Genomic DNA, 13,289 nt, shown 5'->3' with positions numbered 1-13,289 from the left:
TAACCGAAAAAGACATACACACGCGTTTTAGTGCGTTTATTTAACTGTCACTTTGCCCAAAAGGGAAGCGCGTTTGCCCGTTCAGACAATGTATTAAATGTGGATCGGTTGTATGATAAAGGAATAAGACGACTATAGGGGGAACCTCATGTTTGGCAAGTTCAAAAATAAAGAGGATACAAATGAACTGTTTGCGTTCAGGCTGCCCATTCTGATCTGGCTTGGACTGGTATACGCAGCTACGATAATCATGCAGTCGATCAAGGAACCCATGATCGTTTCGTCATTGTGTTTTTCCTTACTGTTTATCATTCATGTCTATCTTCATCTCAGTTCTTATCGCTTCCTTGAAAAAAACTTCTGGTTATACTTTTTCTTACAAAGTATTTTGATTTACTCCTGCGCCATTATTATGCCAGAAGGGTATCAGCCTGTTCTGATCGGGCTGCTTCCGGCGCTGATTGCGCAAACGCTCGGATATTCCTTTAGCGTCAAAAGAGCCGTGTTCGTTTCCATCATTAGTGTCATGATCTTTTTTGATTCTGCCTTAACGGTGGGAGAGCGACAAGAGCTCTTCTTATTTATCCCCATCTTCATTATGATGCTGATTATCGTCATCGCGTATACGGTGTTGTTTTTTCGCCAAGTGCATGAACGGCTTCGTATTCGAAGCTTTCTCATGGATTTGCAGGAAGCGCATAAAAAGGTGGAGGAGCTGACCCTTTCCAATGAACGGCAGCGTATGGCAAGGGATCTGCACGATACGCTCGCACAAGGACTTGCGGGAATCATCATGCGGCTGGAAGCGACGAATGCGCATTTGGCGCAAGGACGCACCGAGCGGGCTCACGAAATTGTTCAGCAGTCGCTGACGCAGGCACGAAGAACATTGGCTGAGGCAAGAAGGGCCATCGATGACCTGAGGTCAACCTCAACGTCTGATATGAATTTCAAGGAAAGCATCGAAGACGAGATGATTCATTTCAAACATGCTACCGGCATTCCGATCGAAGCGACTATTCGATGGAGCAGACCTTTAACGAGACTCATCATGGAGCATAGTCTGCACATCGTTAAAGAATGCCTTACGAACATTGCTCGGCACGCCAAGGCGAACATGGTATTATTGACGGTGACCGATCAGCATGGTGCCTTAACCATTGAGATTAAGGATAACGGGGTCGGCTTTAACGTGGACACCATCGGCAAACTTTCCGGGCATTACGGATTGCTTGGCATTCAAGAGCGGGCCAGATTAGTGGGCGGAACGCTTACGTTGTCCAGCAGTGAAGACGGAACATGCATTACATTGGAAATCCCATTGGATGAGGGAGTACATGATGAATGATGAATACGTATAAAATCATGATCGTTGACGATCATTATGTGGTCCGTGAAGGTCTCAAGCTTATTCTGGAGACAGGCGAGCAATTTCAGGTCATCGCTGAAGCGGAAAACGGGAAACAAGCCGTACAAATGCTGGAGAAACAGCTGCCGGATATCATTTTGATGGATCTGAACATGCCGGTCATGGGCGGATTGGAAGCGATGCAAATCCTCAAGGATCGAAACTGTGAAGTGCCGGTCATCATTTTGACCACTTATAATGAGGACGAATTGATGATTAAAGGGCTTGCGCTCGGCGCCAAGGGGTATCTGCTTAAGGATACCAGCCGCGAAAGCCTGTTCCGCAGCATTGAATCCGCAGTGAGAGGTGAAACGCTGCTCTCCTCGGATATGTTGGAGAAGGTCATCCAGGCCAAGATGCAGCCCAAAAGCGAAAGCACCACGGTAAGCAGCAAGTTGGCACTGACTGACAAAGAACTTATGATTCTGCAATTTGTATCCAAAGGATATAAAAGCAAAGAAATTGCTGCAGCCATGGATGTATCCGAGCGTACGATCAAAGCGCATCTAACGAGCGTTTATAATAAACTTGGCGTCGATTCCAGATCACAGGCCGTTGCCATCGCCATGGAACGCGGCATATTAAAATCATAGAGGGTTAAAGGAATGCGAAACGATCAGATGGCCATCTGATCGTTTTTTGGTTGGTTACGGGCTTGCCCGTTTTTGCCCAAAGGTACATGCCCGATGGTACGATGCTGCTGCGCGCAATCTCCATTAACCTAATAACAGATCAAGAAATTTAATGTTATTGGATTGGAGTTGTTGGCGGAATGGCTAAAATGTTGTATCGACTGGGATGGTGGTCGGCCAAAAATCGATTGAAAGTGATATGGATCGGATTACTGAGCCTGCTGCTCACCGCAGGTTTTGCATTATCCATCGGACCGGCGTTTGGTGAAGGTTCGTCCATGCCTGGATTGAAATCACAGGATGCATTGGAGCTGCTGTCCAAGGAGTTCCCTTCACCGAAAGATGATGGCGGAAAGATTCAAATGGTGATGAAAACGCCTTGGCATGAAGATCTGTCCGCAAGTTCAGCCCGGCAGTTCATTCAGCAGAATTTGAAAATAATCGCCAAGGATACAAGCGTACAATCGACTGTAAGTCCTTATGACACCAATACCATTAGCGAAGACCAAACCATAGGGGTTGCGATAATTAACTACAAGGTTGCGGGTGACGAAGTTACAGACCAGTCCAAAGAACGGGTGGAACAGGTTGCTCATGCGATGCGCGATGCAGGCTGGGAAGTTGAGCTAACCGGCACGGGGTACGTGCAGATGGAAACCGGCGGGGCGACCGAAGCCATCGGCATCCTCTTTGCCTTTATCATTTTATCCATTACCTTCACTTCGTTTCTGACAGGCATGCTGCCCATTATTACTGCTATTGTGGGGCTCGTACTTGGACTGATGGGCGTGCTTTTGGCTTCGAATGTAACGGAAATGACTTCAAGTTCCCTCTCACTAGCAGCAATGCTTGGACTTGCCGTGGGCATCGACTATGCGTTGTTCATCGTTTCCCGGTTTCGTCAGCAACGAGCAGAAGGATATGGCATACATGAATCCATTGCGATTGCCAATGCTACTGCGGGTAGTTCCGTCGTATTCGCGGGCATCACGGTCATCATCGGACTGATTGGGCTTTCCGTCGCACAGATTTCGTTTTTGACGGCAATGGGGATTGCAGGTGCATTGTGCGTATTCACGGCGGTCATCACAGCAATTGTTATTGTGCCCGCCATTCTGGGGCTGCTTGGAAAACGGTTGGATCCGGAAAAGAAAAACCGTTTCTTATCCCTGTTTGTGAGCAAGTCCAAAAAAACGGGCGTAGATAGCCGCTGGGGAAGTTTCGTGACAAGACGACCTTGGTCCATTCTGGTGATCGGGGCCGGCCTGCTTGCCATCGTTGCTTCACCATTCAGTCATTTGAATTTGGGCATGCCGGATGATGCGCAAAAGTCCACGGCCAAGACGGAGCGTCGGGCATACGATTTGTTATCCGAAGGTTTTGGCGCCGGATACCACAATCCGATTATTGTGCTGGCGAAAACGTCGGGCAATGAAGAGAACGATTCGAATACGGAAAAGATAAATCAGGTGGTAAGCGAATTTAAAAAATTCCCGAATGTGGCCAGTGTGTCCCCTGCAATCCCAGGTTCGTCGGGAGAAGTCAGCATGATCCGCATCATTCCTTCCACAGGTGCGCATGACGTTCAAACGAAAGAGCTTGTGGAACAGATTCGCAGCAAAGCCCCTGAGATGCAAAAAGAACAAAACGTGCAGGTCATGGTGACCGGAAGCACGGTCGTCAGCATTGATATTTCACAGAAATTGAATGATGCAATCCCGAAATTTGGGTTGGTTGTTGTCGGTTTGGCCTTTGTTCTGCTTATGGTTGTATTCCGTTCCCTGCTTGTACCCATCAAGGCAGTACTGGGTTTTGTGCTCTCCTTTATGGCAACCCTGGGTTTCGTCGTTTATGTCGTTCAGGATGGCAAGCTGGGCCACTGGTTTGGATTCGAAGCTCCCGGGCCTGTGCTGAATTTCCTGCCGATTATCGTCGTCGGCGTTCTTTTCGGGCTCGCCATGGACTACGAAGTGTTTTTGGTTAGCCGGATGAGGGAAGAGTATAAACATACGGGGAATGCGCGACGAGCCGTTTTGGCAGGAATCAAAAATAGCGGTGCTGTCGTGACGTCTGCCGGCCTGATCATGATCTCGGTGTTCACGGGGTTTATGATGGCTGAAGATCCGATCGTTAAATCGATGGGGTTTGCGCTTGCATTCGGCATTCTGTTCGATGCATTCGTCGTGCGTTTAATGCTGGTGCCTGCCATCATGACGATCCTTGGGAAGTCTGCCTGGTATTTGCCGAAGTGGCTTGATCGCCTCATACCGAACCTTGATATTGAAGGCGAGAGCGTATTGCAGGAACTTGAACGGGACAAAGCGGCGTAAGGACAAGGTGGCTGTATAAACCGCCAAAAATATGCCACACGTCAACGGAGAGGCAGAACCAATCCCAGATTTTCCCCTCGAAGAAGGAGATTCGTAAAAATCGGGGATAATGGCGATCGGAAGACGGTACTGTACTCGCAGTGATCGAGTGTGATTGATTAGTGCGGTTTCTTTAGTCGCAAGTGTCTCCAGCCATGAAATGAAAAACGTTCTACCGGAGGTGAGCGAACCATGACGAAGCTTTCGTTAATCATCCCTGTTTGCAATGACGAACGAAATATTTATGACCTGTATATGGATATTAAGGACGCTTTTCATGAGAAGCTGGAACGTTATGAAATTATTTTCGTCAATGACGGGAGCAAGGACGGCAGCGATCGGGTATTGCGTGAAATTGTGCAAATCGATCCTTGCGTGAGAAGGATCAGTCTTGACCGGACATACGGGAAAAGCGCGGCCATTCAGGCAGGCATCCTGCATTCCAGCTATCCGCTCATCGCGCTGATGGATGCCAGCATGCAAACCCATCCCAAAGATATTTTCAAATTAATGCCGTTTATCCGCAGAAAAGATTTTGTGAACGGAAGATGGCGCACATGCGACGACAAATTTCTGAATAAAGTGTCCATGGATTTGGGAAGCCGCATCCGGTGTTGGATTACAGGCCATAAAAATATAGATTCGATATGTCCGCTGCAGCTTTTTAAAAGGGAAGTAGCCGATCGTTTGTTTTTCTTCAATGGCATCGATCGATTTCTGCCCGTGATGGCGAGGATGCATGGATTTTCCGTGATAGAGGTCACGGTTGAACGGAATCGTGCGAGGAGCAGCACACAACGTCGTTTCTTCCATAATATCTGTGCAGGCGTGATGGACGCCATCGTCGTCGCATTGCTGAAGACAAGAGTGATCCGGTATAAAACGAAGAGCGGATAACGGTTTCCACGATAGGCACCGTGAATAGCGCTTCACCGGCTTAGGAAGGATAGAACGCCCGTTTGATCCCTGCTTGTGTTAATATTATCCTGTGCCGAGCATAATCAAGCAGAGGAGATCAACTTATGAGCAGAACGATTCTGTTAACCGGTTTTGAGCCTTTCGGCGGGGATGCAATCAATCCGGCGCAAAAGGTACTCGAATGGTTTGAAGGGCGATCCATCGAGGGTTATTCGATCTATGCCAAGGAACTGCCGACCGTGTTTGGTTCGTCGATCGAGCAGCTTTACGAAGCGATCGACGAAATAAAGCCGGAGTTGGTGATATGCCTTGGCTTGGCGGCGGGCCGACCTGACATTACGGTGGAACGGATCGCCATCAATGTGGATGATGCACGCATTCCGGACAATGAAGGCAATCAGCCTCCGGGCCAGCCCATCTTTCCGGACGGTCCGGCCGCTTATTGGTCGACGCTTCCCATTAAAGCTATGGTGAATGCGATGAACGAGCAGGGCATCCCGGCTTCGGTATCCAATACGGCAGGAACGTTTGTGTGCAATCATGTTTTTTACGGTTTAATGCATAAACTCGAACCATGCGGAGGCCGCGTTCGGGGAGGCTTCATCCACATCCCGATGCTTCCGGAACAAGCGGTATCGCGCAGCGGACCGAGCATGGGTATGGAGATGATCCTGAAAGGAGTGGAAGCAGGCATTCGCGCGGCCATCTTGCATCCGAGCGACATCGTTGCTGCCCACGGGCAGATATGTTGAAGTCCAGCTGTTGGTCTTTAAAAGTTAAACCCGGGAGTCGCTTTATAGCGGCTCTTTTTTGTTAGGCAGCTTGAGCTTGCATCGAAACGGAATCAAGTTCTTGCCAAAAACAAGCGGACAAGAACTTGATCCAACGTTTATTTGCCAAAAACGAGCGTGGTATTGGATGATCCGGCGTATTTGGTCACGAATTCGCGGGCATAGCTGGCATCCCGCACTTCGTAGCTGTAATTGCTGCTGGGTCTCCAATTGGTTTTGGGTGATTTGGGAGCGGTCAAGGCTGGCGTACTGCCTGTATCGGTGAATTCGCCATTGCCCTTGTCATCGAGAATGCCGCCTTTTTCGGCACCTGCTCCGAAATAATTGTTTTCCGAGTAAATGCGAGCTTTTTCGCCGATGGTCATCGCCTGGTTGAAGTTGTTGGCGTAGTTATTTTTGATGTGAAAGTATCCGTATCTCATAAGTCCGGGTCCGCGAACGTACAGGTTCTCGAAGTAATTGTTGGCCATCGTGACGTGAGGCACGCCATTATAAGCACTGTTACCATCATTAGGGTGCCCCAGAATGATTCCGTATTTGTGATTCGCGAATTTGGAGTTGCTGATCGTAATGTAGTCGGCACGATCGCCGATGTAAAGCAGCTTGTCCAAATCACTGCCGCTGGAACTGTACGCATGCCCCGAGAAGGTGACATGGTCAATCCAGTAGTTCGTGCCGGAGGTAATGTACATCTGGATGTCGTCATTTCCGTTTATACTGGCAGAATGTTCAAACGTGAGGTTCTGGAAAATGACGTTGCTTGAGCTGGAGGTGGAGCGGAAATGAATATTGGTGAGCGTGTGGTTGTTGTACGAACCAACAATGGTTTTGTTGGCGCCAAAGTTCACTTTTTGCAATGTGGATGAAGAAATGTTTTTTTCAATGACAATAATTTTCGGCGTAGTATCTGCAACTTGGGTTCGCAGGTCGCTCAAGGTACTGATATAGACGATCTGACCGTTTTTGCCGCCGGTGACGGCCGACTTGGAAACGCCATTTTCGTTTTTGGCGTTCCCGGCGAAACCGGTAAGTCCCGTTGTGCCGGTGTTCGGAAAACTGGCTGCACCATAAGAGGGTGAACTTGAGGGGAAGTTCAACAAAAACAGCACAGCGGCGAGCAATAAAATTGAAAGCCTTTTCAAAATAGGTCACCATCCTTTGTTTTGTCCTTAATTTTACATATTGATTATATTATGTATTTCGTTTCGCATCAATAATAATGATTTAATACGATATAAACTGCAAAAAACATACACACGTTAATGGAGAGGCAATGTATATAGGATTAATAAGAAAGGCTTTGAACTCAGGAAATTGGATTTCCATTTTCAAGAAATAATAAGCAAGTTATTTGTTTTTCTGCCAAAATCATAACAAAAAACGAATCAATAAGTCCGGTGCTGCAAATCCTAATATTAAAATTTGAAATTTTTCATTTTCATGCAATGAATTGGAATGTATAATGGGCAATACACGTGAACAAACATGTCACGTTAAAGCGGGAAAGAAATGTTATCCGGTGAGGACCGAGAAGAAGGAGGACACATGAAAACAACAAAGGTCTCATTTGCATTACTATCCATGCTGCTGTTTCTGGTGGCGGGATTAACCGGATGGGCAGGTACCACTGCCGCACAATCCAATGAAGTTAAAACGTACGTCATCGGTACGGATATTACGTTTGCTCCGTTTGAATTCCAGGATTTGAACGGTGATTTCGTCGGCATCGATATGGACCTGTTGAATGCGATCGCCAAAGATCAAAACTTCAAGGTACAAGTTAAACCGCTTGGATTTAACGCAGCCGTTCAGGCACTGGAATCCAATCAGGTCGATGGCGTGATTGCGGGTATGAGCATTACCGATGAGCGCAAGCAAAAATTCGATTTTTCCGAAGCCTATTTCCAATCGGGCGTTGTTATGGGCGTAAGTGCCAACAATGATACCGTGAAAAGCTATGAGGATTTGCGTGGCCAAAAAGTCGCTGTAAAAACAGGGACGGAAGGTTACACGTTTGCAGAATCGATTGCTTCGAAATACGGATTTACGATCGTTCCGTTCGACGACTCTTCGCAAATGTACGATGATGTCAAAACCGGAAATTCGATCGCGTGTTTTGAAGACTATCCCGTTATGGCTTATGGAGTCACCCAAAATAACGGATTAAAGATCGTGACGGATAAAGAACCGGGCGGTTCTTATGGCTTTGCGGTCAGTAAAGGACAGAATAAAGAGCTGCTGGCGAAGTTCAATGCAGGTCTGACCAACATTCAAGCAAGTGGCGAATATGACGCCATCCTCGCAAAATACCTGGGCGAAGGTTCCTCCACGGCTGCGCTCGGCCGCTGGGAATTGATCCAGAAATCGCTGCCTGCGCTGATTAAGGGCATGGGCAAGACGTTATTATACACGATCGTATCGTTGTTCTTTGCGTTCATTCTGGGACTGATCTTCGGTTTCATGAAGGTTGGCCAGAATAAATTTCTGCGGGGCGTAGCTACGGTGTTTGTCGATTTGTTCCGTGGTGTGCCGTTAATTGTATTGGCTTTCTTTATTTATTTCGGCATTCCGCAGGCATTAGGATTTACGATGCCGTTGTTCCTGGCTGCGATTCTGACACTCAGCTTGAATGCTGGGGCTTACGTCACCGAAATCATTCGCGGGGGAATTCAGTCGGTGGATCGCGGACAATTGGAAGCGGCTCGCTCCCTGGGTCTGCCTTACCGTAAGGCAATGATCAAGATCGTTATTCCTCAGGCGATTCGCGTTATGATTCCGGCATTTGTCAACCAACTCGTGATCACCTTAAAGGATACGTCTATTCTGAGTGTCATCGGTCTGGTCGAGCTGACGCAATCCGGTAAAATCATCATTGCCAGAACCTTTGCTTCGTTCGATATCTGGTTGACGGTTGCCATTATGTATTTGATCGTGATCACCATACTAACCAAATTGTCAGGCTATCTGGAGGTGAAGCTTCGCCGTGGGTAAAATCAAAGTCGAAGGATTGAAAAAAAGTTACGGATCGAATCAGGTGTTGAGAGGCATCGACATGACGGTCAACGAAGGCGAAGTGGTTTGCGTCATCGGGCCGTCCGGCTCCGGAAAAAGCACGTTTTTGCGCTGCATCAACAAACTGGAAGAGATCACCGAAGGAAGGGTCATCGTGGATGACCAAGACTTGAGCGATCCAAAAACGGACATTAACAAAGCACGCGAAAATATCGGCATGGTCTTCCAGCATTTCAATCTGTTCCCGCATTTCAGCGTACTGAAAAACATCATGTTTGCGCCGATGGAACTCGGTAAGCTCAGCCAAGAAAAGGCCCGTGATACCGCGCTTCGTTTGCTGGAGAGAGTGGGATTGAAGGATAAAGCAGACAGCTTCCCGAGCCAGCTTTCGGGTGGACAAAAGCAGCGGGTAGCGATTGCCCGCGCGCTTGCGATGAACCCGGACGTGATGCTGTTCGACGAACCGACATCCGCGCTTGATCCCGAAATGGTCGGCGAGGTGCTTGGCGTCATGAAGGATCTTGCCCGTGAAGGCATGACCATGATGATCGTAACGCATGAGATGGGATTCGCGCGCGAAGTAGCCGATCGCGTCATTTTCATGGATGGCGGCTATATTTTGGAGCAAGGCAAACCTGAAGATATTTTTGTGAATCCAAAAAATGAACGTACCATCACCTTTTTGGATAAAGTGCTGTAATCTGCGAAAACTCTTATCAAAACCTTCCGGAACTAAAGTCTGGAAGGTTTTTTTGCGGCATGGCTGCTGATCGCTTATGCCGGCACTTTGATCGGCGGATCACCAAAAACACCTTCGAGAACATTCCTTGCCCGAGAGACAGCGAGGAAATTCTCTAGAGTGTTTTTTGCATCCCCGGGATACGTTATGTGCAATCCATCAGTCACTGAACATGTGCCAGAGTGCCAATATGAACTGATAGGAGAAATAGAATGAAAATCCCAATAAAAGTATGCCTGCAATGACGGAGACAAAACGAATCATGGCCCGGCTCATCACTTTGCGCGAAACGGAAACGATGGACATCAAGCCCAAGTCATGAATCACAATGCCGCATAACACGCCGATGGCCGCGATGGCAAAGCTTTCTTTGCCCGAATTGTAAGAAGCCGATAACACGGCTCCGAAAACGGAGATCCAGAAGATCAGATTTCCGGGGGATACAGCAACCAGCAGTCCGCTGAAGAATGTGCTCCAGAACGATTTTTTCGTTTTTTCATCTGCCGGGGTGATGTCCTGGTCTGCGTTCCGGATCGAATCATAGCCCAGGTAGGCCAGAACGGCTGCGCCCGCAAGCCAAAGCGGAATTTGCACATAAGGCAATGCAAGCAAGGAAGCAAACCCGAAATACATCGCCAGGATCAGCGAAACATCGACCGTCATGCCGCCCAGACCCACGGCCCACCCGTGAACGAACCCGTTTTTTAATCCTTGCTTCGTCATCTCGACCGTAATAGCGCCGACAGGCATGGCTATGGCGAGACCGATTAAAACATATTTGATGTAAATTTCCATAAAAAAGCTCCTTTCACTATCGGGAATCCACGTGGAGACATGAAAAAAGACGGCATGGGCAAAGCTACTTAGAAAGCAACATCACTCACTCATATGAAAAAGGAATGAATCCATGGGTACTGCATCAAGTGCGTCAGACAAGGAGAAAAAACTGAAATGGTGGCAGCTAAGCCTGCTGGGCGTTGCTGGCACGATCGGTACGGGTTATTTTTTGGGATCGGGACTGGCCATCTCCATCGGCGGACCGGCGGTATTGTTTGCTTATGTTTTGGCGGCGCTGGGGACCTATGTAGTGTTCGATGCCCTGGCTCGAATGACGGCCGGTCATCCCGAGCAAGGCTCCTTTCGTTCCTACGCGAAGAACGCGTATGGCAGCTGGGCAGGGTTTGCGAGCGGATGGATCTACTGGTTTTCGGAGCTGCTCATCATGGGAAGCCAACTGACCGCATTAGCTATTTTCTCGCGATTCTGGTTTCCTGCAGTTCCGTTGTGGATATTCGCTGCTGGTTTCGGACTGGCAGGCATGTGCATCGTCTTTTTCGGCAATAAAGGATTCGACCGGGTCGAGCACGTGTTGGCGATCATCAAGATTGCTGCCATTGCGATGTTTTTGATACTGGCATGTTCACTTCTGGCCGGATGGATCGGGGGAGCGAAATTCAATGCCGATATGCCCCTCGATGCTGCAGAGGTTCTGCCCAAAGGATGGAACGGACTGTGGTCGTCTTTTCTGTTTGCGTTCTATGCTTATGGCGGCATTGAAGTGTTAGGTATCTTGTCCTATCGGCTAAAAGACCCCAAACAGGCGCCCAGAGCCGGGAAAGTCATGTTGATCACCCTTGCGGCAGTTTACGCCTTATCCATCGGACTTGCCGTAAGCATGGTTCCATTAAGCGCGTTTAATCCGAAGGAAAGCCCGTTTGTGTTGGCGCTGAGCAGCGATCATCTGAAATTCATCCCCCACGTGTTCAATGGAGTGTTGATCATTGCCGGATTTTCCACCATGACTGCATCCCTGTACGCCGTTACGTCGATGATGATCACCCTAGCACAGGAGGGGGATGCGCCTAAGCTTTTTTCGCGAAAATGGAAGAAAAAATATCCGCTGTTTGCGTTAACCCTCATCGGCTGCGGCTTGATCGGAACCATTGCCGTTTCCATAATGCTGCCGGAAAAAGTGTATGAGTACGTTACGACGGCAGCCGGATTAATGTTGCTGTACAACTGGTCCTTTATTTTGATGTCTTCGGGCAAGTTGGTTAAGGCGACTGCTTTCGGAAAAATCAAGCGCTGGGTCGGATTGCTGCTCATCGGAGCGGCCGTTACGGGAAGCTTGTTCCATCCGCTCAGCCGCCCCGGATTTTTCGTCAGCCTGCTGCTTGTTGCACTGATTGGTGCAAGCGACTTCATGGTCCAGCATGTCCGCAAAAAGAGGGCGCGTCGGTCAGAGCCCCATCCAGGGAATGCCGATGCGATGCATTATTCCGAACGGATGCCGACATTTGCGAAGCGAAGAAACAAACTGAAATGATGAAGGCATGACAAAAGCCCTCTTTCGAAAGGACTGCTTTTAACATCCTATTCGAAGGAGGGTCCTTCTAGGACAAGGTTCTGTTAATTCGTTGACAAGCACGTTTCGAATCACTCCTGCCGCTGTCCTTTTTGCAGGGCGCGATGAAACGGGCACTTGGATAAAGAAGTCTCGTCATCCCGCAGATAATACTGCTTGTATTCAAGGTTTCCTTGCGATCCGTACGGTTTCAATTCCGGGTGGGCGGGAGCAGCATCGTATTTGACCAAGCGCTCGCGGATTCTCGGAGCAATGGCAGCCGCCTTTTGGGGATGGGCATTCCAGCGATCAAGCACCCAACGGGGCGTTAAGGCTAACATGAAATAAGGGAAGCTGCGGCTTTGGCGAAGGACGTGCGCCGGCGTGCCGCAATAGACAAAATAACGTTCCCCGTCATAACAGTACTCCCACATGGCATTTTCCGGATCTTCCGGAATGTCGGACGGCCAGGATGCATCGTCGTGACCGCTGACCTCGCTTAACAGATTCCAGAAAAACGTTTCATAACTCAATACGTCTTCAACTTTATCCCCGGGTTCGAAAAAAACGACCAGGGAAGAATAATCGCCGAAAGAGCGTGAATATTGTCCATATTCTGCAATGATGGCTGCCAGTTGGCTGCCTGCAGACCCATTGCCCGAATTGGACACGAACCCATAACGGAGGTGGCCCAGTGCGAAGGCATGCGTTGCCGGAATGCAGGGAAACCGGTGTTCCCGATCGCCCATTTTGGAAGCGAATCGCTTACAGGCGTCTTTTTTCCAGTCATCCAGTGAAAGCTCTTCACGCTCGATCTCCGTATGTTCGAACAGCAGCGACATGAACAGTCCTCCTTTTCCCTATAGGATATCGCCCAGAAGGAAAATGGTGACTGTCCAGCCGACGTTTTAAGTCGACTGATCACAGGCAGCTTTTTTTTGCTTGAATGTATTCGGCAAGGCCACCATCCATGGCGGTTTTTTCTCACTTACGGATCTTTACATCCACCCCGATCCCATTTAAGATGAATATGGTTTGGCCTCGTTGAAATAATGACAAAGACAGAAATGAGGGGG

At 48.6% G+C, this 13,289-nt stretch carries 11 protein-coding genes; 8 read left to right on the top strand and 3 right to left on the bottom strand.

Annotation, left to right across the window (positions count from 1 at the left end; translation table 11 throughout):
• The first annotated feature begins 148 nt into the window (after window positions 1-148).
• From RSX24_RS11850 to pcp, 5 genes are all read left to right on the top strand, one after another.
• A complete protein-coding gene (locus RSX24_RS11850) occupies window positions 149-1,348 on the top strand; it encodes a sensor histidine kinase (protein ID WP_236413860.1) in 1,200 nt (399 codons plus the stop codon).
• Entirely contained in the window at window positions 1,348-2,001 is a 654-nt protein-coding gene (locus tag RSX24_RS11845) for a response regulator (protein WP_339278391.1), read from the top strand. Before RSX24_RS11850 ends, RSX24_RS11845 begins: the two co-directional genes overlap by 1 nt.
• Window positions 2,002-2,180: 179 nt before the next feature.
• Window positions 2,181-4,370, top strand: a complete 2,190-nt coding sequence (locus RSX24_RS11840) for an MMPL family transporter (protein WP_343260699.1) — start codon at window positions 2,181-2,183, stop codon at window positions 4,368-4,370.
• A gap of 231 nt (window positions 4,371-4,601) precedes the next feature.
• Window positions 4,602-5,306, top strand: coding sequence for a glycosyltransferase (locus RSX24_RS11835; RefSeq protein ID WP_343260698.1), 705 nt, complete (start codon window positions 4,602-4,604; stop codon window positions 5,304-5,306).
• Between the two features lie 125 nt (window positions 5,307-5,431).
• Window positions 5,432-6,079 carry a pyroglutamyl-peptidase I gene (gene pcp / locus RSX24_RS11830; protein ID WP_236413864.1) on the top strand — a complete coding sequence of 216 codons (648 nt, stop codon included), beginning with the start codon at window positions 5,432-5,434 and terminating at the stop codon, window positions 6,077-6,079.
• A gap of 137 nt (window positions 6,080-6,216) precedes the next feature.
• Here the strand turns inward: pcp and RSX24_RS11825 are convergent, their stop codons facing one another.
• Window positions 6,217-7,260: a pectate lyase family protein gene (locus RSX24_RS11825; RefSeq protein ID WP_438286812.1), complete on the bottom strand. Its 1,044-nt coding sequence runs from the start codon at window positions 7,258-7,260 to the stop codon at window positions 6,217-6,219.
• Between the two features lie 403 nt (window positions 7,261-7,663).
• Between RSX24_RS11825 and RSX24_RS11820 the strand changes: the two genes are divergently transcribed.
• Window positions 7,664-9,109: an amino acid ABC transporter substrate-binding protein/permease gene (locus RSX24_RS11820; RefSeq protein ID WP_438286811.1), complete on the top strand. Its 1,446-nt coding sequence runs from the start codon at window positions 7,664-7,666 to the stop codon at window positions 9,107-9,109.
• Entirely contained in the window at window positions 9,102-9,830 is a 729-nt protein-coding gene (locus RSX24_RS11815; protein ID WP_236413865.1) for an amino acid ABC transporter ATP-binding protein, read from the top strand. Before RSX24_RS11820 ends, RSX24_RS11815 begins: the two co-directional genes overlap by 8 nt.
• 198 nt (window positions 9,831-10,028) lie before the next feature.
• Here RSX24_RS11815 and RSX24_RS11810 read toward each other — a convergent pair whose 3' ends face one another.
• Window positions 10,029-10,664: a LysE family translocator gene (locus RSX24_RS11810; RefSeq protein WP_343260697.1), complete on the bottom strand. Its 636-nt coding sequence runs from the start codon at window positions 10,662-10,664 to the stop codon at window positions 10,029-10,031.
• A 112-nt stretch (window positions 10,665-10,776) separates the two neighbouring features.
• Between RSX24_RS11810 and RSX24_RS11805 the strand changes: the two genes are divergently transcribed.
• Complete coding sequence (locus RSX24_RS11805; RefSeq protein ID WP_343260696.1) at window positions 10,777-12,195, top strand: amino acid permease; 1,419 nt, start codon at window positions 10,777-10,779, stop codon at window positions 12,193-12,195.
• Between the two features lie 110 nt (window positions 12,196-12,305).
• Here RSX24_RS11805 and RSX24_RS11800 read toward each other — a convergent pair whose 3' ends face one another.
• Entirely contained in the window at window positions 12,306-13,055 is a 750-nt protein-coding gene (locus tag RSX24_RS11800; protein WP_343260695.1) for a YqcI/YcgG family protein, read from the bottom strand.
• Window positions 13,056-13,289: the final 234 nt, after the last annotated feature.

Source organism: Paenibacillus hubeiensis (assembly GCF_032334105.1).
Classification (GTDB): domain Bacteria; phylum Bacillota; class Bacilli; order Paenibacillales; family Paenibacillaceae; genus Paenibacillus; species Paenibacillus hubeiensis.
This window is presented reverse-complemented; position numbering and strand designations above follow the sequence as displayed.

Excerpts from the sequence above, each read along its gene's own strand:
- RSX24_RS11850 (WP_236413860.1), top strand. The coding sequence starts at position 149 with ATGTTTGGCAAGTTCAAAAATAAAGAGGATACAAATGAACTGTTTGCG.
- RSX24_RS11845 (WP_339278391.1), top strand. The coding sequence starts at position 1,348 with ATGAATACGTATAAAATCATGATCGTTGACGATCATTATGTGGTCCGT.
- RSX24_RS11840 (WP_343260699.1), top strand. The coding sequence starts at position 2,181 with ATGGCTAAAATGTTGTATCGACTGGGATGGTGGTCGGCCAAAAATCGA.
- RSX24_RS11835 (WP_343260698.1), top strand. The coding sequence starts at position 4,602 with ATGACGAAGCTTTCGTTAATCATCCCTGTTTGCAATGACGAACGAAAT.
- pcp (WP_236413864.1), top strand. The coding sequence starts at position 5,432 with ATGAGCAGAACGATTCTGTTAACCGGTTTTGAGCCTTTCGGCGGGGAT.
- RSX24_RS11820 (WP_438286811.1), top strand. The coding sequence starts at position 7,664 with ATGAAAACAACAAAGGTCTCATTTGCATTACTATCCATGCTGCTGTTT.
- RSX24_RS11810 (WP_343260697.1), bottom strand. The coding sequence starts at position 10,664 with ATGGAAATTTACATCAAATATGTTTTAATCGGTCTCGCCATAGCCATG.
- RSX24_RS11805 (WP_343260696.1), top strand. The coding sequence starts at position 10,777 with ATGGGTACTGCATCAAGTGCGTCAGACAAGGAGAAAAAACTGAAATGG.
- RSX24_RS11800 (WP_343260695.1), bottom strand. The coding sequence starts at position 13,055 with ATGTCGCTGCTGTTCGAACATACGGAGATCGAGCGTGAAGAGCTTTCA.